Here is a 24,685-nt window from a genome sequence, read left to right as displayed (position 1 = left end):
GTTACTGGTTACCGGTTGTCGAGTGTGAACAAACGGAACACGGTCCGCATGCACAGAACGACGCCGACGAAGCCCAGTACCGCACTCGCGAGTGCATAGCCCGACAGCTGAGGTGTGAGTTGTGGTCCGCCAGGTACGAACAGAAGGATCGCCGCGACAATCAGCGCGGTCACCCCCGCCGCCATACCCAGGGCGTTGTTCGCCGACCGTCGTAGCCATCGCCTGTCGTCGGGGTGTGCGACCGAGCGAGTGCGAAGTGTGAAGCTTCCCGACGCGATCGAGGTCGCGATCTGATCGAGCTGACCAGGCAGGCGCCTGACCACCGCGGTTGTGACCGCCGTCGTCGACAGGATTGCCTGCGCGGCTGCAGTCGGGCTGGCGACATGGGTCAACAGTCGGGGTACTTCGGCCCGTACAGCAGCGACGAGGTCGATCTGCGGATCCAGGAGCCGCAGGGCGCGCTCCAAGGACGCGAGCGAACGGAAAGCGGCGGCGACGTCTCCCGGCACTCCGATTCGGTGTTCTCGAAGCACGGTGAACATTCGCGCGAACGATGCCATGGAAACATTGGGTTGGACACTGAGCAGGGTGATCTCTCGGCCCACCTGGTGACGTAGTGCTCCGCGATCAACTTCGGGCGGCACGTCGAATGCCATCAGCATCGCGTCGACGGTCGCCACCGGATCACCCGCGAGGGCAGCGTTGAGGAGCACGGCGAACAAGATCCGTGTCTCGCCGTCCAGAACCCCTACTGCGCCGAAGTCGAGGAGCCCGACCCGGCCGTCATCGAGGATCATGATGTTGCCGGGGTGCAGGTCCGCGTGAAACACGCCGTGGACAAAGATCCCGTCGAGCAACGACGCAAGAAGTTCGTTGGCGATGCTGCTGCGGGTGTCGCGGTCGAGGCCGGTGAGCGCCGACTCACCGTCGGAGAGCGGTGTGCCGTGAAGACGTTCCATCACGAGCACCCGTCCGCTACTGAGGTTGGGGTAGATATGCGGAACGACGATATCCGGGCGGTTCGACATGGTGGAAGCAATCGCGCCGGTATTCGCTGCTTCGGTGCGGTAGTCGAGTTCCTCGAGCAGTGACGTGACGAGGCCCCCGGCGAGTCGGTGAACGCCGATATCGCGTGCCCAGGGAAAACGGGTCTCCGCGCGGGATGACACGCGAAGGAAGATATCGCAATCCACGCTCACTTGTGCGCTCGCCTCGGGGCGTTGAACCTTCACCACAACGTCGACGCCTTCAACGGTGCGCGCGGAATGTACTTGTGCGACAGAGGCGGCGGCGAACGGCTCCACATCGAACCACGCGAACACCGACTCTGGTGCGTCGCCGAGTTCCGATGCCAGTAGCTCCGCAATGCGGACTGGATCAGCCGGGCGTGCCGAACTTTGCAGAGAAGAGAGGGTGCGAGCCAACTCGGGTGGTATGAGGTCGTCTCGCGTGCCGAGGATCTGTCCCAACTTGACGAAAGTGACACCGCACCGGTTGATTACTTCCACCAGTGCATCCCCGAACTGAGGCGCTGATGGCCCAGCACGGAGAGCGGGCCCGCCTCCCGCTCGCACGACGATGCCCATGATCTGGACGTATCGCTTGGTTCGTCGCCACGATTTGCGGCTGCGCTGCAATGCTTCTGGCGGTCCGGGGATGGACCCTGTTGGAAGGACAACTTCGAGGAAAACCAATGCGGCCAGGCATGCTGCGAACACCCAGAGCGCGACAACTCCGAAGAATATGAGCGCTGTTCCTACGCTCACCAGAAGTTGATCGTCCTGGCTGGCAATTCCTGCAAGTGTTGCGACGTATCCCGACAGTGGAACCCCCACCGAGAGTGCTATCACCGCGACCGCAAGGGTTCGCGGCCATCCGACTCTCGTCCCCAGCGTTCGTCGCATCACGCCCGCCAGTGCTGCTGCAAGAAATGGCGTCGTGACGATCCAGACCATCAAGTCCATTGCGATAGCGTACGGGTTCGCAATCTGCGATACATCCAGGAAAACCCCGAGCCCACCCCGACTGCCGGGTAACAAGCCCGATAGTGCCCAAGCGTCGAACATGCTTGGGCACTTCGGTGTTCATTCGCTCCGATGTCGACTCGTCCTGATCGACCGTCCAAAACTGCGTTCACTGGCCATCCACGAGGCCGAACTGCGCATCATGCTCGTCAGCGATGTCCCGGCCACCTTTCGCGAGGAGCATTACAGCCGAAGAACAGGCTGCGATGGACGCCGAGCAGAAGTGAGACCGAGTGGACTCCTTTAAAGAATGGGGCCGCCGGTGAACAGGTTGACGAGACTCACCGCGAAGAACTGGACGATCGCTATGGCGGTGGCAAACGGGTCGCCCGCATACGTAGCTTGGTTGACCCATTCGTTGAATGCGTTGATCGAACCCACTGTGATTCCTCCTGAGTAGTGATGGCGTGATTGATTGAAACTGGTGGTTTGACACTCGACACGAGGGACGTAGTACGGATCCAGCGCAGTTGGGCATATGAGGCCACGAACGGTCGGTGACGAGCGCCGACAGTACGCTGCGGTTGCGGCCCTCTGCGCTTCGAATGTAGTTTCCCGACTTAGGAATACCGTGAAGGACGGGCGGATTCGGTTATGAGTATCCCGCGACAGACGACATCGTCAATATTATGATGTCGGCAACAAACGCGACGACGGCACCAATCGGATTCTGGACAATCCACAAAATTACTTCAGTCATGTTCTCGGTCCTTCCTTAGCGTAAGACGCGTAATCGAATACTCGACCAGCTGTTGCAGTACCCGGCCCCGTTCGGCGAATTAAACCGTTGCCGAGGATGATTGGCGCAAATAGATAGATCGCACACCGGGGGCGTTGAATCAACTCGCCCAATCGTTGCACCTCTGTTCTCCGGGTTCGATTCGTTACCAATATCTTTCGGAGAAGGGGTGATCAGTCCCATCAGCGATCGGCACCCCGCGTGCGAAACCCTTTTCCGTAACCACCTGCCCAGCAACGTCGTAACGTCAGAGGTGGCAGTTGGCAAAGCCGACCGTCTTCTCGAGATCGTGGCGAGTTTTGCTGGGCAGATGTGACACTACCTTGCGGTTTTGCCGGATCAGACTTCCTTTCGGACATCGATGGCTGTTCTTCGTATGGTTGTTACACAATCGACGGAATCGCTGTTGGGGGTGGCGATGCGCAGCTAATTCCCCTACGAATCTTCAGGAATTGCCTGCGACACCCGCGGATACGGATCCTCGATCTCCACCGAGCGCAATTCCATGTGCTGACAACATCGCAGTGCTTCCGACCGGATCGATGCACCCAGAACCAATCGCCGTCACGCACAAAGAGCCAGACGGTTCTGGGAAAGACCCAAGCGCTCCTTCAGTTCCCGGCGATCTGTTGCGCCAGTTCGAGTTCACGCCTGGTCTAACTGGTCGACGCATAGTGGTGTACCGGTAGCCAAAAGAGTCCCGCCGGTCGGTTAGTGTGACGGTGAAACACGACGAGGAGGTGGCTGTGAGAATCTGGAACTGGTTGATGCTCAAAATTTCAGCAATCGGCGGGTCGCCGAAGTTTCGGAAGATAGTCGACAGTCCGATTTGGGCGGGCGCCAATGACCGCAAGCTCTGACTGAGCGGGCGGCAGATTCTCCAATTTGCAATTGCCGACCTGCGACTGCGAGCACGCTCACGGCCTGCTGCGACAGGAACGCGACTGTCGACCTGAATTTATCCGCAATCGATATGGGAGGGCTTGTGGGAGTCTGGGGTCCGGGAAACTTTGACAGTGACACCGTCGCGGATGGGTTGGGGGCCCTGACCGGTCGAATCGTGGACGACATCACTGCCGAGTTCGAAGACGATTCGAGTCTGGAGCCGGATGAATGGGGCGGGGAGATGGTGCCGGCGTGGCTCGAGATCCTCACCGATATTGCCCAGACGAAACGAGTCGGTGTGACGTTTCCATCCACGCAAGTGCTGATCGACTGGCGCGATCGATATCTGCGCGTGTGGGATGGCTACATTGACGAACTCGAACCGGACGAGGATCACAAGGTCGCTCGACGTGCAGTGCTCGTCCATACTTTCGAACAGGCGGTCGCCCTCGCAGCCGAGCGCGAACAGGCATAAACCTGGTGCGGCCGCGCTACTGACCATAGATCCGTCAGTTCCCCGGTGGAACGACGGTGAACGTGAACCCTCCGGAAGTCATTGCGTTGGCTTCTTCGAACATCGAACAGAGAGCTTCGGCGGCGTCGGTCGCCAATACTCGGGCGGCGCTGGGGGTTCGACCTCGGGCCGTCACCGCGAGCCCAGGTACGTCCGCATCTGTGATCGTCAATCGGACTCGTGGTCGGAAGCACTGCCACCGAGTATCTGCGCGAGGAGATGGTCTTCGTCCACCACAGACCTCCCGCCACGACCAAAACGGCGGCGGCAACGGCCACCATTACCTGACCGCGGTGGTCGGAGAGGAATGTTCTCCTCTGTCAGTTGTACCGCCTTGGCCAGCTGATTGACCGGCTTCATCACCACCTTGTCGGCGGCTGGTCCGCGAGATCACGTCCGCTTCGCGTCGTCATGATTGCGGACGAACTTCATGAGTCGGGGAATCACCCGATCGGGTATGTGTCCCAGGATTCCGTGGCCGGTTCCGGCATAGATCTCCACTTCGGCTTCAGGTACAAGATCAGCTAACCTCGCGGCCACCTGCTCGGGGTTGGAGACCACCGTCTCAGCACCGGAGATTACGAGCATGGGAACCGAAATCGACTGCACTTCTGCATCCTTGAGCATTCGTGCCCACCCGATACCGGGCCGGTAGTTCAGCGCTTCCTTGGCGAGGGCGAACTCGAGGTCGCCGAGAACGTACCCGGGGGACAGCCAATCGTTGAGCTTGCGAATATTCTTGTCGGTGCGGCGCATACCGGCGCGGACCATCTTCAGCAGCACACGCCACGAGGGCTTGTCGAAGACTCCACCCGGTTCGATGAGCGTCACACTCGCCAGTCGTTCAGGAGAATGAAGTGCTACGAGAACGGCATGCCACGCGCCCTGCGAGTAGCCGACCAGGTGGACGCGATCGACCTCGAGTTCGTTCAATACCTCGCTGATCCAGGTGGCGAAGTCGGACTCCCCGGTCAGTGGAGAAGTCTGGACACTGAGGCCTGGTGTGCCGATCGTGTCCAGTGCGTACACGACTCGGTCTCGGCACAGGTCCTCGATGACGATGTGCCATTGCAGACAATTGGCCCCGAGAGAGTGCACCAGGACGATCGGCGTCTCCGTGCCGGTCCCCGACCTACGGACATGGGTGGTTCCGAACGATGTCGGCACGTCGAGTTGTGTCGACGGAACCGGCCAGGTGCTCTCCAGTTCTCGGTAGATGCTCTCGTACGCCTGCTTTGATGCTTCGTTCTTGAATCGTCCGATCTTCGGCATGAGCCTCCCTCTCGCTGCAATCAATTTTGATGGTATGACCGTATCACTAATGCGGTACGTGCGTATCATTAACGGGTCAAAGTCATCTATATCGAAAGGGGAAGGACAGCCTCATGCCGCGACTGGTCGACCATGAAGTGAGGCAACGGGAGATCACCGACGCGGTGCGGCGAGTAATTGTCGAGGGTGGGCTCGCGGCGGTGACATTTCAGTCCGTTGCTGCCGAGGCCGGGATTTCGGTGCGACTCGTGCAGTACTACTTCGGCACGAAGCGGGAATTCCTTCTCGCGACGCATCAAGCTGTGCGTCAGGATGCGGGTGCTCGCTTGATGCAGGAGTTGTCTGTTCTTGGCGCGGAAGCGACACCCCGCGAGGTTATTTCAGCGTTCCTTGTTGGCATGCTCCCACTCGATCGACAACGTCGGGAGGAAGCGATTGTTCTCGGCGCCTTCCACGCTGCCGCACTGACCGGACAAGGAATCGCCGCCGAGGAAACCCTCACTGCCCCAAGAGAGTTGACAGCGCTCATTTCCGGCCAGCTTCAACGAGTGACCAATCGGGACGCGGTTGCGCCGTCAATGGATCCCGACCTCGACGCCGAGCTCATTCTGGCGGCTGTCGCCGGGCTCGCCCAGGGGATGCTTCCCGGCTACGCCACAGCAGAATTGGCGGTCCAGTTGGTTGAGCGTCTCCTCGATCGCATTCTCGGGCCGACGAGACCTCAGGCCACGAATCAACCCGAAGTCGGCCGCCGTTAGTATTCCGGGATGTCTCCTGTGAACCCAGCGCTCGCCGGCCGGGTGTTTCCCTCGTCTTCGTACCTTGTCGGGCGCGAGAAGATTCGCGAGTTCGCTCTGGCGGTGCGTTCGAGCAATCCCTTGCACCATGATGTCGGTGTCGCCAGGGAGGCCGGGTTCGTCGATGTCATCGCACCGACAACATTCACAACCGTTGTCCAGCAACGAGCGATCATGGCACTGCTGCGCACGCCGGATACCGGGCTCGATCCGACTCGTGTGGTCCATACTTCCGAGAAGATCGAGCATCAGCGTCCGATAGTCGCCGGCGATGACCTGTCTACGACACTGACGATTACAGGGGTGACAGTGCGTGCAGGCAGTGCGATCCTGTCGACAGTTTCCGAGATCCACGACGTGACCGACGCTTTGGTAGCAACGGTCACCTCGACGCTGCTGGCGCGAGGAGAAGGCGCATGACCGTACCCGTCGTGCCGGTTTTCGAAAACCTCGTCCTCGGTGACATCGTCGCGAAGGTTGATCTGGTCCTCACTCGTGATGACCTAGTTCGCTACGCCGGTGCCTCCGGCGACATGAACCCGATCCATTTCAACGACGCAATCGCTACTGCGGCTGGGCTACCGGGAGTTCTGGCGCACGGAATGCTCACTGCCGGAATTGCTTTGCAGGCTATCGTCGACTGGGTTGGTGACCCGAGCGGTGTGATCTCGTATGAAACTCGCTTTACTCGGCCCGTCGTAGTCGATGCCGTCGATGGTGCTGATCTCTCCATCACTGCGAAGATCGCGCGAATCGACGCCACGATGCGGACAACGCGGATCGATGTCACAGTCACGCACAAGGGCCAGACGGTTCTGGGAAAGACCCAAGCGCACCTTCAGTTCCCGGGCGCCTGACAGGATTGCGGGCTGTCACTGGTCACATCGGGACCTACGCATCCGGGCGGGAGATCAACTGCATTGTGGCGCAGCACTACCGGAAAGACACCAACAGCTCGTCCGACGCTTGCATCGGTGCGTATCCGTCGGCGATGACGCGCCGACAGCCGTCGATCTCGACGGTGAGTAATCGTTCCTCGTTCGTGGGACGGTCCACGTAGATCGTCGACGCCACCTCGGTGGCCACCGCGTCACAGTCGGGAGCGGGTGGAAGTCCGTCGAAGGTTTCCGTCGTAGACGATGTGCCTACGAATTCGGTGGAGGAGAATCGGCAGAAAACGCTGCCCGCCGACAGCGATGTCAGCGCCGTTGTACCTGTCGTGGCTGGTCGGTAGGTCGGCCTGCAATGCGACAGTTCGTAGATCTGATCGTCGGACAACGCTATTCGGTGTTCGGTACTGCCGACCGGTGTCAGTTCCTTGATGGCGGCCAGGCCACCGGGTTTCGGTAGTCCACACGAATCGGAGGGATACCCCGGCCGAGTTGCTCGGCCTCGATCGTCGACCAACCAGAATTGCTCCAGGACAGCCAGGCTGTAGTTGTCACCGCAGCCTTCGGGGAACCAAGTCTTGTGCGCGGACGAGCGGTTCAGCATTTCCACCGCCCGACTGAAATCGCCCTCCCAACGGTGAGCAGAGAAGCTGACGGTTCGGTCGGCTGCCACGTTGTCGCTGACAAACGGGTCGCACGTGACGGCGGCGACGGGTACGAAATCGTCTGGAACTGTCGCAGTTGGTGTCGTCTGGAGCGGGCCGATCGGATACGGGGTCGCGCACCCCAGCGTCTCGGCGTCGACTATTGCGGCAACAGGACGGTCGGGGATGGTCACGTGCCAAATGCCGGCAACAGCGAGGATGACGATCACGACTGCGAACCAACGCCAGAGCATGAGCACACCGTATCGGTCCCGATGTGCGCCGAGGCTTAGTCCTCCGTTTACCGCCGAAGTCCTCGCATCCAAATTGAGTGGATCCAGGTTGCGGCTCGCAGATATGGTCCACTGGTGGCGCATCCGAATGGTCGAAACGACAGTCCGATCCTGGTGATTGGTGCCGGCGTCGTCGGCGCGTCGATCGCGTATCACCTGGCGCGCGTTGGTCTCCGAGTCACCGTGCTGGAGCACGGCTCGGTGGCGGGAGGGGTGACCGGCAACTCCTTTGCCTGGGTCGGCCTCTCGAAGAGTGCCGCAGAAACTTACTCAGATCCGTTCCGGCAAGGCGCTGCAGTCGAAATCGACCGCCTGGAGCGCGAACTCGTCGAGCCAATCGGTTTGCGCCGCAGAGGCGCGATCACCTGGGAAGAGACGGAAGCGGAGACTCGAGCGTTCGTAGATGCTCATCGAGCACTCGGCCATCCCGTCGACCTCATCGGTAAAGAGGAAATCCTTGCTCGTGAGCCGGGATTGCGGACGGCCCCCTCGGTCGCAGCGTACGCGCCTGATGGCGGTGGCGTTGACCCGGTTGCGTTCGCTCGATCGCTCCTGCGAGGTGCCGAAGAGTACGGTGCCACAGTGTATTCCGATGTCAGTGCGCTCGGGGTGCTCGCGGAGGGCATGAGAGTGTGCGGAGTAATGACTGCCGACGGTCCCGTCTACGGGTCGGCCACCGTGCTCGCTGCGGGTACCGCGATTCCTGGACTCGCGGCGTCGGCGGGAGTCGACGTCGAGGTCGACGCCTCCCCGTGTTGCCTCATCAGATTCTCGACGCCCCACCCATTGGTGAACGGAATACTCTCCTCTCCGGATTTCGAGATCCGGCAATTGGACGACACGACACTGATTGCGGCTGAAGATGTTCCGGTCGGGTTCTCCGGAGATGCTCGTGAGCTTGCGGGGCCGACGCTGCACGCGATCCGCAGTCAGCTCGAGGACGGTGACCAAGTGGAACTGATCGAGGCGGTAGTCGCTGACCGTCCCATCCCGCGTGGTGGCCGCCCGCTGCTGGGCTTCGCCGAAGGCGTGTCGGGGCTCTATCTGGCCGCGACGCATCCGGCGATCATTCTGGCCGGAGCAATTGGAGCCCATGCGGCCGGGGACTTCGCCCGAGCGTCAACCCTGGACGGTTAGACGACGACGCCGGAGCCCGGTTCGACAAGGTCGAGCCGATATTGCGGTTCCTAGTTCTCTCTAGGACACGCGCTAGAGAGCGGGATATTCGTCTACTCGGCTTGTACCGTCGATGGGCATGGACCCCGTGCGCAATCCGTATGCCCCCGGTGCCGGTCAACGCCCGCCGGAACTCGCCGGGCGCGACAAGCAGATCGACGCCTTCGACGTCGTTCTCGAGCGAATTGCGCGTGGCCGCCCGGAACGAAGTGTTGTCCTCACCGGATTGCGTGGCGTCGGCAAGACCGTCCTGCTCAATCAGTTGCGTTCGGCCGCGATCTCACGGAGCTGGGGGACAGGCAAGATCGAGGCGCGCCCCGATCAGGATTTACGACGCCCACTCTCGTCAGCGCTCCACATGGCAGTCCGAGAGATCGCGGTCTCCCATCGCGATCCGGAGCGGGTCGAGCAGTTCCTCGGAGTCCTCAAATCGTTTGCCCTACGCGCCACTGCAGACAAGGGAATGCGCGAGCGCTGGCAACCAGGCATCGACGCACCTGCGATCAAAGGTCGCGCGGACAGCGGCGACATCGAGATCGACCTGGTCGAGTTGCTGCTCGACGCGTCGTCGCTGGCCAGAGATGTCGGCGTCGGGATCGCCATCTTCATCGACGAGATGCAGGACCTCGGAGCAGCGGATGTCTCGGCGATCTGCGGGGCCTGCCACGAGTTGAGTCAGGACGCGGCACCGCTGATCGTCGTCGGGGCGGGGCTTCCGCATCTGCCTGCTGTGCTGTCGGCGTCGAAAAGCTACTCGGAGCGCCTGTTCAGCTACCACCGGATCGATCGCCTCGAGCGTGAAGCTGCAGATCAGGCGCTGATTGCACCTGCCGAGCGTGAGGACGTCGAGTTCACCGAATCCGCGCTCGACGCTCTGTACGAAGCGGCTGACGGGTACCCGTACTTCGTTCAGGCCTACGGAAAAGCCACGTGGGATGTGGCGGCGTCGAGTCCGATCACGGCAGAAGACGTGCGCGTCGGCGCGCCGACGGCTGAGGAAGAACTCGCTGTCGGTTTCTTCGGATCGCGGTACGAGCGAGCAACACCTGCGGAGCGTGAGTACATGCGCGCCATGGCCGATCTCGCCGGTGACGACGGACCCGTCGCAACCGCGAAGATCGCCGTCGAGTTGGGGCGCAAGCCGGCTTCCCTTTCGCCGGCACGCGATGGACTGATCAAGAAGGGACTGATCTATTCGGCAGAACGTGGGTCCATCGGATTCACGGTCCCGCACTTCGGCCGATACCTGCGCGGACAAGCGGAGTGAACGCGCTCGAAACCGCGTGGGATCGGGTGGCGGCGCTCAGTCCCAATCCGCCGGCGTGGGTGGTTCAGTTGGCAACGTTGATCGCCGTGATCATCGTTCTCGAGCCGCACCTGTGGCGGATCGCCCGCAACGTCGTCACCATCGCACACGAGGGTGCTCATCTGATCGTCGCAGTCCTGGTCGGTCGACGGTTGAAAGGTCTTCGCCTGCATTCGGATACGTCGGGTGTCGCGATTTCGTCGGGCAAACCGACCGGCTTCGGCGTCATTCTGATGACGTTCGCGGGTTACGTCGGTCCGTCGATTCTCGGACTCGGCGCGGCCGGGTTGTTGGGCGCGCAGCGTGCGGTCTCGGTGCTGTGGATCGGCGTATTCGTCATCGCGGTGATGATGGTCCTGATCCGAAACCTCTACGGAGTCTTCTCACTTGCAGTCGTGGGAGCCGTGTTGTTCGGGCTCGTCTGGTGGGGGACCCAGGAGCAGCAAGTGGCCGCAGCGTACTTCCTGACGCTCTTCCTCCTCTTTGCCGGACCACGCCCGGTCGTGGAACTTCAACGGCAGCGAATGCGACGAGGCGGGGCACCGGACTCGGACGCCGACCAATTGGCCAGGCTCTCACCGATACCCGCGATCGTCTGGGTCGGGTTGTTCCTGCTCGTGAACGTCGCGGTGCTCGTGCTCGGCGGATGGTGGATTCTGCGCCCGGTGGGTGGCTGACCGGATTGATCCGTTGTCCCGTCAGGACAACGGACCAACGATTGTTGATGCTCTGCGGACGTAGTCATCGCATGAAGGCGCTCATATCGTGGAAGTCGACGAGTGGTCGTGCCGGGACTTCCCGCGGCCACACCCGCAACGACGAAGACCGTCGACGATGACAAGGATTCGTTTTGGACGACAAGAACTTCCGCGGACGAACCGCGATCATGTCCGGGGGAAGCCGTGGCATCGGATTTGCCATCGCCCGTGCGATAGCGCGCCGCGGCGGAAATATCGTGTTGCTCGCCAAGACCGATACGCCGGATCCCAGGCTGCCCGGAACTATCCACACGGCTGTGGACGAGTTGAACGAGCTCGAGGGTCATGCCGTTCCGGTCGTCGGCGACGTGAGGAACGACGACGACATCGCGCGGGCCGTGGCTGCAGCGGTAGAGCACTTCGGTGGCATCGACATCGTGGTCAACAACGCGAGCGTCCTCGACATCTCGAAAACCGAAGATCTCGCGATGAAGCGATTCGATCTGATGCAGCAGGTCAATGTCCGTGGTACCTTCGCGCTCACCCGCGCGTGCCTTCCGTACCTTCGGGTTTCGGCCAATGCGCACGTGTTGACGCTGTCGCCGCCGCTCAACTTTTCGCCGCACTGGTTGGGTGCTCATCCGGGCTACATGTTGGCCAAATACGGAATGACATTGGCGGCCTTGGGTATCGCCGCAGAGTATTCAGGTGCACCGATTTCGAGTAATTGCCTGTGGCCGGAGACCATGATCGCCACGGCCGCTGTCGGAAACCTGCTCGGGGGAGACGACAGTATCGAGCACTCGCGTTCACCCGAGATCATGGCCGATGCGGCTGTCGAGATTCTCGGGCGTCCCGCCGGCACGGATACCGGTCGTACAATGCTCGACGTCGAGATCTTGCGCGAGGCGGGGATCTCGGATTTCTCGCAGTACGGCGGTCAGTCACCGTTGGCGATCGACATCTTCGTCGACGCGCCAATTCCGTGATCTCGGGCGATCTACAGGTATCTAGCCAAATCGCTAGATACCTGTAGATCTTCCTCACGCCACCTCGTGCTCGCCGCCCGGGGCAACCTTCTGAAGTCCGCGATATGCGTCGCTGGCACTTTGGCGACCGCCGATGACGGCCTCGACCTCCGCGGCAATCGGCATGTCGACACCGTATTCACGGGCCAGATCCATGACGGTGGGGGCAGTCTTGACGCCCTCGGCAACCTGGCCGAGCTTGGCTACCGCCTCCTCGACGGTCAATCCCTGCGCCAGAGCTTCGCCGACGCGACGATTGCGAGAAGTCGGAGCCATGCAGGTGGCAATCAGATCGCCGACGCCCGTCAAGCCGGCAAAGGTGCGCGGGTTGGCGCCCATCGCTTCACCGAGTCGAGTCATCTCGGCGAGGCCGCGTGCGAGCACCATCGCACGAGTGTTGTCACCGACTCCCAGGCCGTCGGCCATGCCCGAGGCGATGGCAACGATGTTCTTGAGGATGCCGCCGAGTTCGCAGCCGAGCACGTCGGTGTTGCGGTAGACGCGGAAGACCGACGACGCGAACAGGGGTTGCAGCGCGGCGGCGACGCGATCGTCCTGGGTGGCCACGACCGATGCCGCGGCCATGCCGTCGACGATCTCCTTGGCGATGTTGGGGCCCGCGAGCAGTCCGACGGGATGGCCGGGCAGGCACTCGGCGATCACTTCGGTGGGGCGCTGCCGGGTGCCGGGCTCGAGACCCTTGGACAGTGACAACACCGGGACCCACGCCCGAACCTCGTTGGCGATCCCGGCGAGGGTGGAGCGAACGGCGTGCGATGGCACCCCGCATACGAGTACATCCGCCTCGCGGGCGGCTTCGACCAGATCCGAGGTTGCCTTGAGCCCCTTGGGAAGTTTGCGCTCACCAAGGTATTTGGAGTTGGTCCGTTGCGAATTGATCTCGTCGGCTGCTTCGGAATTGCGTGCCCACAACAGGGTCGGGGTGTTGCGGGCGGCGAGGCCGGCCACCGTGGTTCCCCACGATCCGGCACCGAGGACGACGACGCGTACCGGGCGGGCCATCAGAGTGCGCTGTTCTGGGTAGCGAGTGCTGTCATGGCGCCAAGCGTTCCACTTGCGGAGCAGTTGCGGGGCAATTCCGCCGAGTCTGTGGCTCGACTTACAGATGAGGCGGCGGTTCGGGGCTTTCGCGCATTGTTTCGACCGCTTCTGCGGATTCCGCGACGATCGAGCGCATGGCGGCTTCCGCGGCGTCGGCGTCCCCGGCCTGAATAGCAGATGCGACCACTCCGTGCAGGTGAATCGCTTCGGGGTCGGCCTCGTGGGGCATCAACGAGTGGCGGGTGCGGCCTTCGAGTATCTCGACGACGATCTGCGACATCGCCCGCAGCATCGGGTTGCCGGAAGCGGCGAGCAGTGTGCGGTGAAAGTCGGAATCATGGCCGAGATATGCGTCGGTATCGGCAGCGCGCGAGGTAGCTGACATGCCGATGACGGCTGCAGTGAGAGCGCCGCACTGCTCAGGTGTGGCGCGAGTTGCGGCCAGTCGCGCAGCCAGAGGTTCGATGCCGGAACGGAGTTCGCTGAGGATAGACAGCTGCTCGAACCGATCAGGACCGGCCAGTTGCCAGCGGATGACATTGGGGTCGAGCGAGTTCCAGTGTTCGGAGCCCAGGATGGTGATTCCGACGCGTCGACGAACCGAGGCGAGTCCGAGGGATTCGAGAACGCGGACAACTTCGCGGATGACGGTTCGCGACACGTCGTATCGCGTTGCCACCTCGTCGGCGGAGATCGTGGTACCCGGAGCGAGCACACCACCGACTATGTCTTGGCCGAGCTGTTCCAGCATCGAGGCGTGTAACTGCTGAAACGGGACAGAAGGCATACGTAGATCGTCCCATGCGTATGGAGTAAGCCCGGTGGAAGCCGAATAAATACTACAAATTAGTGTCTGCTCTTGAAATTGTAGGTTAATTAAGGAACAGTGACCTCAATCACTCATCGGACTGGGAGTCCCTATGAACACCACAGCATTGCTGGCGGCCGAGGTCGTCCCCGCTGGTAGCGACGCACGATTGATCATCGCTGCAGTCGCCGGCGTCGCGGTTATCATCGCGCTGATCACCTGGCTGGACCTGCATCCCTTCCTCGCGCTGTCCATCGGCGCGGTGGGCGTCGGTCTGGCGGCCGGCCTCGGATCGGCCGAGTCGGTCGCGGCATTCGCGACAGGCTTCGGGTCGACCATGGGAAGCGTTGGAATCCTGATCGGTTTCGGCGCGATGTTCGGCAAACTCCTCGCCGATTCCGGCGGTGCCGACCGAGTGGTCGACACGCTGGTCGGCCGTTCCAGCACCAAGGCGCTTCCGTGGACCATGGCTCTGGTCGGCGCAGTGATCGGTCTGCCGATGTTCTTCGAAATCGGTCTCGTCCTGTTGATGCCGGTCATCATCCTCGTCGCGCGGCGTTCCGGCTTGTCCCTGATGCGCATCGCGATCCCCACCCTCGCCGGTCTCTCGGCCATGCACGGTTTGGTTCCGCCGCACCCCGGGCCACTGGTTGCCGTCTCGGCTTTGAACGCAAACCTCGGCCTCACCCTCGCTCTCGGTGTCCTCGTCGCGATCCCCACGGTTGTTCTCGCCGGACCGGTCTTCAGTAAGTACGCCGCGCGGTGGGTCGACGTGAAGGTCCCGGATCTTTTTGTCACAGGCGAAGATCGAGGCGAGGAAGAGAAGAAGCAGCGTCCCTCGTTCGCGGCTACTCTCGCAGCGATCCTCCTCCCGGTTGTTCTCATGCTGGGCAAAGCATTTGCAGACGTGATCGCACCCGATTCCGAGGCACTCCCCAAGTCCGTCCTCGACTTCCTCGGAACACCCGTTGTGGCTTTGGGTCTCGCGGTTCTGGTCGGTATGGTGCTGCTGGGTCGCGGCGGCGGAATGGACCGCAAGGCCATCTCGAAGTCACTCGAGAGTTCCCTACCTCCCATCGCAGGCATCTTGTTGATCGTCGGCGCCGGTGGCGGTTTCAAGCAGGTCCTGATCGACACCGGTATCGCCGGAGTGATCGCCGACGCGATCAAGGGCAGCAGCCTCCCCGTGCTGTTCCTGGCCTGGCTGGTAGCGGTATTGATCCGCGTCGCAACAGGTTCGGCAACGGTGGCAACGGTGACGGCGTCGGGCATCCTCGCTCCGGTTGCGGCAGACCTCTCGTCCGCACATGTCTCGCTGATGGTCTTGGCGATCGGTGCGGGCTCGCTCTTCCTCTCGCACGTCAACGACGCCGGATTCTGGTTGGTGAAGGAGTATCTGGGCGTCAGCGTGGTACAGAACCTCAAGACCTGGACCGTGATGGAATGCATCATCTCGGTATCGGGCCTGGCCGGAGTGCTCGTGTTGAGCGCATTCATCTAGGTAGGCGAGCACATGAACAGCGAAGCGGCACAGCAGAAGCAGTATCCCGTGCTCGTCCTGATGGGTGTCTCGGGTTCGGGAAAGTCGACGGTCGGCGGCATGCTCGCCGGAGCGATGGGTTGGGACCTTCAAGAAGGCGACGATCTCCACCCGCAGGCGAACATCGACAAGATGGCGACCGGGCATCCGTTGAACGACCAAGACCGCTGGCCCTGGCTCGACAAGATCGCCGTCTGGATCAAGAGCCATACCGACGCCGGTCAGCCGGGCATCGTCACGTGTTCGGCACTCAAGCGCAGCTACCGCGACGTGCTTCGCGGTGAGCACGTCGTGTTCGTGCACCTCGCCGGTTCGCGGGATCAGATCGGCCAGCGATTGACCGCTCGCCTCGATCACTACATGCCCGCCTCGCTGCTCGACTCCCAGATCTCGACACTCGAGGCCGTCGACCCGGACGAACAGGCCATCGTCGTCGACGTGGGCGGGAGTCCCGCCAAGATCGCGGAGGAGATCCTGCGACGCGTGGAGACATTCGAATACTGAGCAAGCCCGGCGTGTAAGCACCCGAGGTTCGGGTTACGGTGCTTGGGTGACTGCTGCTGAAGAAGGCCACGACGTCGATCAATTGCGTGTCGATGCCCAAGCGCGTCTGGAAGTCGCGGTGGGTGAGGGGCGTTTGACCCTCGAGGAGTACTCGGACAAGGCGGCAGTGGTGTGGTCGCCCACCGCAGATCGAGGGCAGCTCGAGCAGATCGTGCCGTTCAGTGCGGCACCACCTGCTGTGGTGTCGCCGCCGCAAGCAACGATCGTCGGTGTCTTCGGTGACACGAAGCGCTCCGGCCGTTGGTCTTTGGCGAAAAAGACACTCGCTCTGCTGTTGTTCGGGGACGTCAAGTTCGATCTGCGATCGGCAACCATCACAGCGTCCTCCTCGACGATCACCATCGTGTCGATCTTCGGGGACACGAGGCTGCGGGTTCCGGAGGGTGTTTCAGTCGAGTTGGGTGGCTTCGACCTTTTCGGAGATCGGGAATTCGACGGGGGTCGACAGGATCCCGGCCCAGGTGCACCGGTTATTCGTGTCGTCGCGTATTCGTTGTTCGGCGATCTCACCGTGCGTACCGGCTAGCTCGGACGCCGTGACCGACTTCGACTTCCACAGCGTCTGGACGCTTCCTGCCTCTGCTGACCGCGTCTACGAGGTTCTCGCGGATGCCGAACGGTATTCGCAGTGGTGGCCTCAGATACGCCGAGTCGGGACGATCGACGAGCATTCAGGCTCCATGTCCATCCGCAGCGCTGTCCCTCTGACGCTGCTGGTCTTCGGGCGACGCGAGGTGGAAGACTCAGTTGACCGCTTTCTGAAAGTGCGTCTCACCGGCGCAATGACCGGGTGGAGTAGCTGGGCGGTGCGCCCCGCTGGATCTGGTTGCACAGCCGAATTTCGGCAACAGGTAGCGGTGTCCGGAGCGCTTGGTCTGGCCGCGAAGGTCGCGAAGCCGCTGTTCGAGTGGAATCATGAAGCGATGATGCGTGGAGGGCACCGCGGACTGTGCGCATATCTCTCCCGGCCGTGATCGCGACCAGAACTTGCACACGCTCGAGCAATTGATCCATACCCGTCGTGTCATTTTGACGCAGCGTCAGTTATCGTTCACATCAGCAGCCGACAAGTATGTGTAACTCAAATGCACAAAACGGCTTGACCTGGGAGGACGCTATGCGGACGCGAGATTCGACGGTATGGCATTGGAACGTGAGTCCGCGAGCGCGGGTTATCTTCTGCCTGACCAGGACGTTCGTGAAGCCGATGTTCACCCTGTGGCCGACCACCGAACGTGGTATCCGCCAACTCGAGCGACTCGACGCGATGGCGGACAAACTGCCGAAGCCGAAGAACCTCGATATCGAGCCTTTCACGCTGGGTGGTGTGCCCAGCGAGAAGGTGCAGCATCCACGCAAAGCGCAGGGCGAGTTGGCCGGCGCCACGATCCTCTACTTCCATGGAGGGGGATTCGTCTTCTGCGGTCTGGCAACGCACCGGGCACTGTGCGGTTTGCTCTCTGCGAAGGCCGGAGTACCGGTGATCTCCGTGCGCTACCGCCAGCTGCCGGAAGGTTCCATCGGCACCTCCGTCAAGGACGCAATGGCCGCGTACACCGCGTTGCTCGAGACAGCCGAAGACCCGAACAAGATTGTGGTTGCCGGTGACTCGGCGGGCGGATACCTGGCCATGAAGGTCGCCGAAATTGCCGCACTGCGCGGAATCACGCGGCCCGCTGCCGTGGTGGGATATTCCCCTCTTCTCAACGTGAACCTCGAGGACCATGATCCCGATTTCATGAAACGTGATGCCTACCTACCGATGTCACAGGTGGAAAAGCTCAAGGACCGGTGGCTCGAGGGTCCGGACGAGATTCCTGGTGCGCAGTCGCCGATCAACGCCGACGCCAGTCTGATTCCGCCGTCGTTCCTGGTGTCCGCCGAATACGAACTGATGCGTCCGGACGTCGAGATCATGACCGAAAACTTGATCAAGGCAGGACAAGCCGTCGAAACGCACATCTGGAGTGGGCAGATCCATGCTTTCCCGGTGATCGGGAAAGCTCTTCGGGAGGGGAAGGCGATCGTCGATCTCACGATCAAGTTCCTCGAGCGAACGATGGCCTCGCAGAACCAGATCAGCGCCTGACGCTTTTCAGCCGATCGATGTGAGTGTTGCGTAGTCGTCGTTGTCGAGAACGCCGTCGACGACTGCGCGAACTTCCGAGGCGTGCAACGTGATCGAACCGCCGTGATTGTCGAGGAAGGCTGTGTCTGCGGCATCTCGGCCGGTCGAGATGCGCACAAGATTGCTGCGCGGCGCCAATTGCGTTGCATCGACCACGCGCCAGACGTGGTCGATATTGGCTTCGACTACGGCGTGAAAATCCATCGGATCGCAGCCCGGCGCGTAGACGGCCACCAGTCGAGCGGGAATCCCCACGGCGCGCAGCAGTGAGACGGTCAGGTGCGAGTAGTCGCGGCACACTCCGGCGCCGGCGAGCAAGGTGTCGACCGCACTGTCGGTGCCGCGACTGGTGCCGGGAACATAACTCAAATGTGTACTCACCCAGCGAGTGACTTCGAGGAGGAGTTCGGCCGGGGGAGTGGCGAGATCGAATTGCCCGGCGACAAAACCGAAGAACTTGTCGGCCTCGGCATACCGGCTGGGGCGCAGATATTTCGACACGTCGTAGTCGCTGACCGACGCCGGTTCTGCGCGGCCGATGACGGTTGCGTCGTAGCTGACGATCAGTTTGCCTGGGGCACAGTCGAGTAGGTGAATCCGGGTACCGTGTTCGGCGGTGATCTCGCGGGGTTCGAGCGGATTGCCGTCATGGACGAACGACATCGTTTCCAGCAGTTCGACACCCGGCGCGCGCGTCACCGCGATCTTGAACTCCAGGTTGGTCGCCTCGTCGATCTCGATGTCGAGCAGGGCGGCGACGGTACGTTTCATCGGGCCATCTTTACACCGAATACGGACACCCACCACCTGGGAGGATTGTGACGTGCGATCAGGCTTCGGGGTAGTCGACGTCGACGCCGCTGCTGAGGTCGCTGCACTCCACCAACTCGACCCCGTGTTCGCGTAGGTAGGTGTTGGCGCCGCCGTCCCCGGTGAGTGACTTTGCAAGCGTCGGCCAGTGGTCGCGTCCGATCAGGACGGGATGGCCGGGACGGCCGTGAAAGACAGCTCTTCGCAGTATGTTTCGTGATGGGGAGCTGTGACCCACGATCCGCGTCACGGTGTCGGCGTTGAGGTCCGGGACGTCGACCAGAGAGATCGCTGCCGCATCTGCGTCGTCGATTCGCATGGCGGCCTCGAGTCCGCAGCGCAGTGACGCGCTCATTCCGTGTTGCCAATCCGATATCACCACAATGACATCGATGGTGGGCAGTAGTTCGAGGGCGTCCTCTGCCTGCGCGCCGAGGACCACGATGACCGGTGAGAGGCCTGCGGACTGCAGTGTCGTCACCCCGTGGTGGAGCCAAGACTGACCCTCGGTGTTTGTGACGAGCGCTTTGGGTTTGCCCATGCGGGATCCGGCCCCGGCCGCCAGCAGGATCCCGCACGTAGACATGACTATGCTCCGGTGACCCGCGGACGCAGCCACTCGATCAGATCGTTCAGAACTTCTTCCTGCTCAGGCTCGTTGAAGATCTCGTGGTACAGGCCGTCGTACACCTTCAATGTGACATCCGAAGAGCCGGCCAGATCTGCGACGAGCTTGCTGCCGGCCGGGTCCGTCAAACGGTCGTCCGAGCCGTGTTGAAGCAGTACGGGAATGGTGAGCGAGGGCAGGCGCGCCGGGAAGCCTTCCGCGGCGGTGATCATGCCGCGCGCGATTCCGGCGGGAACCTTGCCGTGGTGAACCAGCGGGTCGGCGTTGTACTTGTCGACGACCTTCTGATCACGCGATACGGCAGCAGCTTCCAGGTTCTCGACGGGCACGTCCGGGAGGTATTTGCCGACGATCTTGCCCAACTGCATCACGATCTTCGGAGTGCCGGTTGCGATGATCACCGCAGGTCCGGACAGGGCGAGGGCTTTGAGATCGGTCTGATGGTCGAGGGCGTAGGAAAGGGCGATCGCGCCGCCCATGCTGTGCCCGAGCAGGAACTTGTCCTTGCCGGGATGTGCCGCCGTCACGATCGAGAACAACGTGTGGACGTCGTCGGTGAAGTCGGAGAATTCCTTGAGGTGAACGCGCTTGCCGCCAGAGCGTCCGTGCCCGCGATGGTCGGGTGCATACACGATGAGCCCGAGTTCCCCGAGCCGCGCAGCAACGTGGTCGTAGCGCCTCGCGTGTTCGCCGAGTCCGTGGCACAGGACGAGAACCCCGGTGGGTTCGCGGTCCGGTGTCCACACGTCGTAGACGATCTTGGTGCCGGCGACTCCGGTGAACGACGACTCTTCGTGCTGCATTGTTGCGCCCTCTCTGCGACCGGTTCCGGTACGCGGATTCTCACATGCTATTCGCCCCGTGGGCAGGGCGCGGGTGTTCAGGGTGTGAGGTCGTCGAGGAAACTTCGACACTTGTTTGTTACGGCTGGTTACATTAACTTAGGGGCGTGACCGGACAAACCGTTGATCGTTCCGACCCTGTTCCCGCCACCCGCTCGCGCCGATTGTGGCGACCCGCGGTTCGGGCTTTGCTGGACGGCGCGCTACCGCTGATCGACAAGCGAATGGCGGAATCGGTACGCCCGTTCGATCGGCCCGAGATGCTGCGTCCGCACCTGGCTTCGCGGAAGTTCGCGTGGACGCACTACGGGATCTTCGTTCCCCGGCTGCCAGGGCCTTTCCGTTACCTCAACACCATGACGTTGATCGGTGCAACCGGGACGGTGGTGTTCGACAACGACTATCTCGCTGCACCCGACGCGCGAAACACCGCAACCGTGCTGAGTTCCACCGCAGCGCCGGGCCATCACTTCTACCGGGCGTACGACGCTGCCGATGAGTGTGCATTCGAAGAAGATGGTTCGCGAATCGCCTTCGGTGACAACCTGATCATCGAGAACAGCTATCCGAACTTCCGTGTCACCGGGCGATACGACTCATTCGACGTCGATCTCGAGATCGTGGCAACGGACCAAGCGTCGTGGTTCGTGCGTAATCCCGTCTACGACCACGTCAGTCTGCTGGCACAGTGCTCCGGAACAATTGCGAGTCCGGATGGACCGGTAAGTATTTCGGCTCCTTGCACCGTCGAGTACGCGCGGTGCATGACACCGCAATCGTTGACTCGCCGCGCGCTTCCCGAGTCGTGGAAGCTCCCGGCCGACTTTTTCACCTACCAGATCGTTCAACTGGACGACCGGCATCAGTTGTTGCTCACCGATGTTCGAGCGTCAGGGGTTACGGCGTGCAAGCTCGCCTACATTCGGACTGTCGACGGTAGTGCGAAGGTCTTCGACGACGTCGAGTTCGACGTGCTCGAGTACGCCGACGCATTGCACGTCGACCCACAGGGTCGCGAGATGCGTGTGCCGCGCGTACTGCGTTGGCAGGTGCGCGATTACGGTAGGACGGTCGTGGAGTTCGAGGCGGAGATCGACTCGGAGTGGCGCTACGGTCACGGCAAGGGATACGTCGGCGCGTACACCTACCGGGGAAGCTTCGACGGTGCGTCGATCAACGGCACCGGTTACATCGAATGGGTGGACTGCGAAGTGTAAGGCCCCTAGGGTGTATCGGTGCCTTTCGTAGACCCCCCCGCGCTGACGATTCGTCCGCAGAAGATCCTTGTCGCGGGGACTTCCGGTGCCGGAAAGACGACTCTCGCCGGTCGAATCGGGCGGCTTCTCGAGATCGAACACACTGAGCTGGACTCGCTGTTCCACGGGCCCGACTGGATTCCGCTCGACAGTTTCGAAACCGAAGTACGACGCTTTTCCAGCGAGCCGGCCTGGGTGACCGAGTGGCAGTACGGTGCGGTGCGTCGACTTCTGGCCGAGCGTGCGGACCTGATGCTGTGGTTGGATCTGCCTCGGCGGACGGTGATGCGCCAGGTGATCACACGAACCGTGCGTCGGCGATTGCAGCGAGAGGTGTTGTGGAATCGCAACATGGAGCCGCCACTGCACACCATTCTGTTCGATCCGGATCACGTGGTGCGCTGGGCCTGGCGAACCGACGGACGCAACGAGGAGCGAATGGCCACGGTCCTTGTCGATGTGCCGTCGTTGCCGATAGTTAGGCTTCGCAGTCGAGAAGAGATCGAGGCTGTGCTCGAAGTCCTCGGCCGTCTGCCCTCAGATCGTCTGAGCTAGGCGAAATCCCAAGTCGTCGATAGCAAACGTCGGGTGGCTTCGCCTCCTTACGGTAGCGCCGCAACCGCGCTCACTTTCGGCCCAACTGCCGCCGCGGAAGATCCGGTACGTGCCGTAAACCTCGGGGTCGTAGAGATCCCAGCACCATTCCCAGACATTGCCGATCATGTCGTACAGGCCCCAGTTGTTGGGTGTCTTGGTTCCGACGGGATGCGCCCTATCCTCTGAATTGTCGCTGTACCAGGAAATCTCGTCGATCTCGCCGTAGCGGTAGCCGGAGGTGCCGGCCTTGCATGCGTACTGCCACTCGGCCTCGGTGGCGAGCCGGTAGCCAGTTGCGCCCCGGTCCCACTGCGGAGAATCGGTGTCGACGTCTCGATATGCGGGTGTCAGACCGTCCGCGACCGAAAGTGTGTTGCAGGTTGCGATGGCGTCCTTCCATGAAAGGTCGACCGCTGGTTTGCTCGAATCGTCCGACGAATCTCCGTGAAGCAGCGCCCTGGTGGTGAGATGGCGTGCGAGGCAGAAGGATTCGACTTTCGAGGTCCACGCAGTACCTTTGCGGTCGTCCCGAAGGTGCACCTCGCCGGCAGGGATCTCGATCATCAACTCCGCTGCTCCGGTCATTCGTTCATCATCGCAGAGGTTGTCGCTCACCCGGGGAGACGCTCGAACGCAGCTTGTGGATCAAGGCCGGTGCGCATGCGCCATGCGGTCAGCGCAAGCCCGAGGCAGACCACCTGTGCCGGATCGTCGAGGGAAACACCCATCAGCTTCTCGATACGAGTGAGCCGTGCATAAAGCGACTGGCGCCGAATGCCGAGGAAATCCGCGGTTCTCGCCTTGCCGCCCCGATGTGCGAGGTACGCGTCGAGCGTTCGGACGAGGTCGGCGGAATGTGCTGTGTCGTAAGCGATCAGCGAACCGAGTTGCTCCGTGACGAACGAGGACAAGGAAGCGGGCGTCGTGCCGGCGGCGAGCAGTCGTTGGACGCCGACGTCCCTGGCGAGGATCACTCCGGTCCGGGTGCCGAAACGCCGTGCGATCTGGACGACTTCGCGAGCTTGCGCGACCGCCGCACCGACGCCCGACAGATCCTCGACCGGCGTCGCCACTCCGAGCGTGCGTACCGCGGAACCGCCCGGCCCGCGGCGTAGCAGCTCGTCGGCTTCGGTGAACGCAGTCCGCACTCGAGCGGGGGATGCGGACGCCCACCCATGCGCGAGCACGATGACGTGATTGGCCGCAGTCCCGACGACACAGGAGCCGAGCACGGCCCGTACGGCGTCGCGTACTTGGTCAGCGAGCTCTCGAACCGGCGTTTGCCGATCGATGTCGACAGCGGCGACGAGGACGTGGTGCCCCTCCGACAACGGCGTCCACCCGGCGGCTGTCAGTCGCTCGGACAAGTCGCCGTGCGATGTGAGCACACCGCCCACCACGTCGGTGATCACCGATTGGGCGAGTAACTGTCTTGGGCCGAGATCGCCGTGACGGCCGAGTTCCAGAGCTACCGCGACGGCGGCGCAGTTTGCGACGGCGGTTCGGCGTGTGGTTGCCGGCCCGCACAGGACAAGTCGACCGAGTGAGTTCGTCGGGCCGCGTACGTCGTGGATAGTGCGTTCGGTCTCGGATCGCTCTGCGCCGGTTGTGCTGCGCTCGACGGTTCTGCCATCCGCGTCGAGCAGATCGACGCCGCACCCCGCGAGTCGTGACACTTTGTCGAGCAGCGCGGTCATGCCCTGGCCTGCAACCACGAGACTCAGAAGTTCTTGCCAGACAGGCTCGCCCGCTTGCGCCGAACCGAGAGTGCGGCGGAGCATGGGGTCGTGAAAGTCTTCGACCATCCGCTCGAAGGGCACTACTGCGTGCAGGGCCAAGAACGCGAGTCCCCGTCGGCGCGAAGCTTCGACGAGTTCGGGAGGGGCCGTGAGGAACGAGCGCCCGACTTCCATCGCGAGTGCGACGCATCCCGCGTCCGCCAATTGGTCGATGTAGGCGGTGAGCTGCTCGGGAGATCGCCCGTGCAGACCGAGGCCCGTGGTCAGAAGGACCTCACCTCCGGACAGCAGCCCACCCATCTCGTACACCTCGGACGAATGGACCCAGCGGACCACCGCGGTATCGACGTCGCCCGCGAGCACCTCGATTGCGGCGGCCTTGAACGAGGGCATCGCAAGAACTTGTCGCAGAGTCGGGAGCATTTCTATATCGTCCGCCGAGGGG

The 24,685-nt window shown here is 62.2% G+C and carries 27 protein-coding genes; 15 read left to right on the top strand and 12 right to left on the bottom strand.

What is annotated here, in order from left to right; genetic code table 11:
* Positions 1-8: 8 nt before the first annotated feature.
* Positions 9-1,964, bottom strand: coding sequence for an ABC1 kinase family protein (locus BH682_RS25705; protein ID WP_223304585.1), 1,956 nt, complete (start codon positions 1,962-1,964; stop codon positions 9-11).
* A gap of 303 nt (positions 1,965-2,267) precedes the next feature.
* Positions 2,268-2,405: a hypothetical protein gene (locus BH682_RS35990; RefSeq protein WP_021345701.1), complete on the bottom strand. Its 138-nt coding sequence runs from the start codon at positions 2,403-2,405 to the stop codon at positions 2,268-2,270.
* 1,418 nt (positions 2,406-3,823) lie between these two features.
* Between BH682_RS35990 and BH682_RS25695 the strand changes: the two genes are divergently transcribed.
* Positions 3,824-4,123 carry a DUF4259 domain-containing protein gene (locus tag BH682_RS25695; protein ID WP_223304584.1) on the top strand — a complete coding sequence of 100 codons (300 nt, stop codon included), beginning with the start codon at positions 3,824-3,826 and terminating at the stop codon, positions 4,121-4,123.
* A gap of 34 nt (positions 4,124-4,157) precedes the next feature.
* Here BH682_RS25695 and BH682_RS35985 read toward each other — a convergent pair whose 3' ends face one another.
* Entirely contained in the window at positions 4,158-4,334 is a 177-nt protein-coding gene (locus BH682_RS35985; RefSeq protein ID WP_003940548.1) for a hypothetical protein, read from the bottom strand.
* Positions 4,335-4,552: 218 nt separating this feature from the next.
* A complete protein-coding gene (locus BH682_RS25690; RefSeq protein WP_003940195.1) occupies positions 4,553-5,434 on the bottom strand; it encodes an alpha/beta fold hydrolase in 882 nt (293 codons plus the stop codon).
* Positions 5,435-5,547: 113 nt separating this feature from the next.
* Here BH682_RS25690 and BH682_RS25685 point away from each other — a divergent pair, with 113 nt between their 5' ends.
* From BH682_RS25685 to BH682_RS25675, 3 genes are read left to right on the top strand one after another with little or no spacing between them, the layout of a single operon-like run.
* Entirely contained in the window at positions 5,548-6,192 is a 645-nt protein-coding gene (locus BH682_RS25685; RefSeq protein ID WP_075834513.1) for a TetR/AcrR family transcriptional regulator, read from the top strand.
* A 9-nt stretch (positions 6,193-6,201) separates the two neighbouring features.
* Entirely contained in the window at positions 6,202-6,651 is a 450-nt protein-coding gene (locus BH682_RS25680) for an FAS1-like dehydratase domain-containing protein (RefSeq protein ID WP_019745537.1), read from the top strand.
* On the top strand, positions 6,648-7,088 hold the full coding sequence (locus BH682_RS25675; RefSeq protein ID WP_058037951.1) for a MaoC/PaaZ C-terminal domain-containing protein: 441 nt from the start codon (positions 6,648-6,650) through the stop codon (positions 7,086-7,088). The genes BH682_RS25680 and BH682_RS25675 overlap by 4 nt, the downstream gene beginning before the upstream one ends.
* Positions 7,089-7,164: 76 nt before the next feature.
* Here BH682_RS25675 and BH682_RS25670 read toward each other — a convergent pair whose 3' ends face one another.
* Complete coding sequence (locus BH682_RS25670) at positions 7,165-8,019, bottom strand: hypothetical protein (RefSeq protein WP_058037950.1); 855 nt, start codon at positions 8,017-8,019, stop codon at positions 7,165-7,167.
* Positions 8,020-8,133: 114 nt separating this feature from the next.
* Between BH682_RS25670 and BH682_RS25665 the strand changes: the two genes are divergently transcribed.
* The 4 genes from BH682_RS25665 (at position 8,134) to BH682_RS25650 (ending at position 12,227) form a co-directional block, all read left to right on the top strand.
* Positions 8,134-9,195 (top strand): NAD(P)/FAD-dependent oxidoreductase, encoded by a 1,062-nt coding sequence (locus tag BH682_RS25665; RefSeq protein WP_075834511.1) that lies wholly within the window; start codon positions 8,134-8,136, stop codon positions 9,193-9,195.
* Positions 9,196-9,313: 118 nt separating this feature from the next.
* Positions 9,314-10,501, top strand: a complete 1,188-nt coding sequence (locus BH682_RS25660; RefSeq protein WP_007729973.1) for an ATP-binding protein — start codon at positions 9,314-9,316, stop codon at positions 10,499-10,501.
* Positions 10,498-11,217 (top strand): M50 family metallopeptidase, encoded by a 720-nt coding sequence (locus BH682_RS25655; RefSeq protein ID WP_075834509.1) that lies wholly within the window; start codon positions 10,498-10,500, stop codon positions 11,215-11,217. The genes BH682_RS25660 and BH682_RS25655 overlap by 4 nt, the downstream gene beginning before the upstream one ends.
* Before the next feature lie 173 nt (positions 11,218-11,390).
* On the top strand, positions 11,391-12,227 hold the full coding sequence (locus BH682_RS25650; protein WP_075834507.1) for an SDR family oxidoreductase: 837 nt from the start codon (positions 11,391-11,393) through the stop codon (positions 12,225-12,227).
* A gap of 54 nt (positions 12,228-12,281) precedes the next feature.
* Here the strand turns inward: BH682_RS25650 and BH682_RS25645 are convergent, their stop codons facing one another.
* Both BH682_RS25645 and BH682_RS25640 read right to left on the bottom strand, forming a co-directional pair.
* Positions 12,282-13,289: an NAD(P)H-dependent glycerol-3-phosphate dehydrogenase gene (locus tag BH682_RS25645; protein ID WP_075834505.1), complete on the bottom strand. Its 1,008-nt coding sequence runs from the start codon at positions 13,287-13,289 to the stop codon at positions 12,282-12,284.
* A 97-nt stretch (positions 13,290-13,386) separates the two neighbouring features.
* The gene (locus tag BH682_RS25640) at positions 13,387-14,115 is read right to left on the bottom strand and encodes a FadR/GntR family transcriptional regulator (protein WP_075834503.1); all 729 of its coding nucleotides are present in this window, start codon (positions 14,113-14,115) and stop codon (positions 13,387-13,389) included.
* 133 nt (positions 14,116-14,248) lie between these two features.
* On the opposite strand from BH682_RS25640, the gene BH682_RS25635 reads away from it, so the two are divergent.
* The 5 genes from BH682_RS25635 to BH682_RS25615 all read left to right on the top strand — a co-directional run bounded on the left by BH682_RS25635 (position 14,249) and on the right by BH682_RS25615 (position 18,329).
* The gene (locus BH682_RS25635; protein ID WP_003939838.1) at positions 14,249-15,637 is read left to right on the top strand and encodes a GntP family permease; all 1,389 of its coding nucleotides are present in this window, start codon (positions 14,249-14,251) and stop codon (positions 15,635-15,637) included.
* Positions 15,638-15,649: 12 nt separating this feature from the next.
* A complete protein-coding gene (locus tag BH682_RS25630; protein ID WP_007729978.1) occupies positions 15,650-16,180 on the top strand; it encodes a gluconokinase in 531 nt (176 codons plus the stop codon).
* Positions 16,181-16,226: 46 nt separating this feature from the next.
* Positions 16,227-16,766: a LiaF domain-containing protein gene (locus BH682_RS25625; protein WP_030536533.1), complete on the top strand. Its 540-nt coding sequence runs from the start codon at positions 16,227-16,229 to the stop codon at positions 16,764-16,766.
* Between the two features lie 10 nt (positions 16,767-16,776).
* Positions 16,777-17,214, top strand: a complete 438-nt coding sequence (locus tag BH682_RS25620) for an SRPBCC family protein (protein WP_007729979.1) — start codon at positions 16,777-16,779, stop codon at positions 17,212-17,214.
* A 143-nt stretch (positions 17,215-17,357) separates the two neighbouring features.
* On the top strand, positions 17,358-18,329 hold the full coding sequence (locus BH682_RS25615) for an alpha/beta hydrolase (protein ID WP_030536535.1): 972 nt from the start codon (positions 17,358-17,360) through the stop codon (positions 18,327-18,329).
* A 6-nt stretch (positions 18,330-18,335) separates the two neighbouring features.
* Here BH682_RS25615 and BH682_RS25610 read toward each other — a convergent pair whose 3' ends face one another.
* From BH682_RS25610 to BH682_RS25600, 3 genes are read right to left on the bottom strand one after another with little or no spacing between them, the layout of a single operon-like run.
* Positions 18,336-19,139, bottom strand: coding sequence for a transglutaminase-like domain-containing protein (locus BH682_RS25610; protein WP_054827046.1), 804 nt, complete (start codon positions 19,137-19,139; stop codon positions 18,336-18,338).
* Positions 19,140-19,197: 58 nt separating this feature from the next.
* Positions 19,198-19,764, bottom strand: a complete 567-nt coding sequence (locus BH682_RS25605) for a nucleotidyltransferase family protein (protein ID WP_075834500.1) — start codon at positions 19,762-19,764, stop codon at positions 19,198-19,200.
* Between the two features lie 2 nt (positions 19,765-19,766).
* A complete protein-coding gene (locus BH682_RS25600) occupies positions 19,767-20,609 on the bottom strand; it encodes an alpha/beta hydrolase (RefSeq protein ID WP_075834498.1) in 843 nt (280 codons plus the stop codon).
* A gap of 146 nt (positions 20,610-20,755) precedes the next feature.
* On the opposite strand from BH682_RS25600, the gene BH682_RS25595 reads away from it, so the two are divergent.
* Together BH682_RS25595 and BH682_RS25590 are read left to right on the top strand one after the other, a co-directional pair.
* Positions 20,756-21,865 carry a DUF6670 family protein gene (locus tag BH682_RS25595; RefSeq protein ID WP_037128698.1) on the top strand — a complete coding sequence of 370 codons (1,110 nt, stop codon included), beginning with the start codon at positions 20,756-20,758 and terminating at the stop codon, positions 21,863-21,865.
* An 18-nt stretch (positions 21,866-21,883) separates the two neighbouring features.
* Positions 21,884-22,459 carry an AAA family ATPase gene (locus tag BH682_RS25590; RefSeq protein WP_075834496.1) on the top strand — a complete coding sequence of 192 codons (576 nt, stop codon included), beginning with the start codon at positions 21,884-21,886 and terminating at the stop codon, positions 22,457-22,459.
* Here BH682_RS25590 and BH682_RS25585 read toward each other — a convergent pair.
* Positions 22,442-23,086 carry a formylglycine-generating enzyme family protein gene (locus BH682_RS25585; RefSeq protein WP_075835484.1) on the bottom strand — a complete coding sequence of 215 codons (645 nt, stop codon included), beginning with the start codon at positions 23,084-23,086 and terminating at the stop codon, positions 22,442-22,444. The genes BH682_RS25590 and BH682_RS25585 overlap by 18 nt on opposite strands.
* Positions 23,087-23,112: 26 nt before the next feature.
* Positions 23,113-24,633, bottom strand: a complete 1,521-nt coding sequence (locus tag BH682_RS25580; protein WP_223304583.1) for a PucR family transcriptional regulator — start codon at positions 24,631-24,633, stop codon at positions 23,113-23,115.
* Positions 24,634-24,685: the final 52 nt, after the last annotated feature.

The sequence above is a fragment of the Rhodococcus sp. YL-1 genome (genome assembly GCF_001942025.1).
Taxonomy (GTDB): domain Bacteria; phylum Actinomycetota; class Actinomycetes; order Mycobacteriales; family Mycobacteriaceae; genus Rhodococcus_F; species Rhodococcus_F qingshengii.
This window is presented reverse-complemented; position numbering and strand designations above follow the sequence as displayed.

Coding starts and splice junctions, on each gene's coding strand:
- BH682_RS25705 (WP_223304585.1), bottom strand. CDS start 1,964: ATGGACTTGATGGTCTGGATCGTCACGACGCCATTTCTTGCAGCAGCA.
- BH682_RS25690 (WP_003940195.1), bottom strand. CDS start 5,434: ATGCCGAAGATCGGACGATTCAAGAACGAAGCATCAAAGCAGGCGTAC.
- BH682_RS25685 (WP_075834513.1), top strand. CDS start 5,548: ATGCCGCGACTGGTCGACCATGAAGTGAGGCAACGGGAGATCACCGAC.
- BH682_RS25680 (WP_019745537.1), top strand. CDS start 6,202: ATGTCTCCTGTGAACCCAGCGCTCGCCGGCCGGGTGTTTCCCTCGTCT.
- BH682_RS25675 (WP_058037951.1), top strand. CDS start 6,648: ATGACCGTACCCGTCGTGCCGGTTTTCGAAAACCTCGTCCTCGGTGAC.
- BH682_RS25670 (WP_058037950.1), bottom strand. CDS start 8,019: ATGCTCTGGCGTTGGTTCGCAGTCGTGATCGTCATCCTCGCTGTTGCC.
- BH682_RS25660 (WP_007729973.1), top strand. CDS start 9,314: ATGGACCCCGTGCGCAATCCGTATGCCCCCGGTGCCGGTCAACGCCCG.
- BH682_RS25645 (WP_075834505.1), bottom strand. CDS start 13,289: ATGGCCCGCCCGGTACGCGTCGTCGTCCTCGGTGCCGGATCGTGGGGA.
- BH682_RS25640 (WP_075834503.1), bottom strand. CDS start 14,115: ATGCCTTCTGTCCCGTTTCAGCAGTTACACGCCTCGATGCTGGAACAG.
- BH682_RS25635 (WP_003939838.1), top strand. CDS start 14,249: ATGAACACCACAGCATTGCTGGCGGCCGAGGTCGTCCCCGCTGGTAGC.
- BH682_RS25630 (WP_007729978.1), top strand. CDS start 15,650: ATGAACAGCGAAGCGGCACAGCAGAAGCAGTATCCCGTGCTCGTCCTG.
- BH682_RS25615 (WP_030536535.1), top strand. CDS start 17,358: ATGCGGACGCGAGATTCGACGGTATGGCATTGGAACGTGAGTCCGCGA.
- BH682_RS25610 (WP_054827046.1), bottom strand. CDS start 19,139: ATGAAACGTACCGTCGCCGCCCTGCTCGACATCGAGATCGACGAGGCG.
- BH682_RS25605 (WP_075834500.1), bottom strand. CDS start 19,764: ATGTCTACGTGCGGGATCCTGCTGGCGGCCGGGGCCGGATCCCGCATG.
- BH682_RS25600 (WP_075834498.1), bottom strand. CDS start 20,609: ATGCAGCACGAAGAGTCGTCGTTCACCGGAGTCGCCGGCACCAAGATC.
- BH682_RS25585 (WP_075835484.1), bottom strand. CDS start 23,086: ATGACCGGAGCAGCGGAGTTGATGATCGAGATCCCTGCCGGCGAGGTG.
- BH682_RS25580 (WP_223304583.1), bottom strand. CDS start 24,633: ATGCCCTCGTTCAAGGCCGCCGCAATCGAGGTGCTCGCGGGCGACGTC.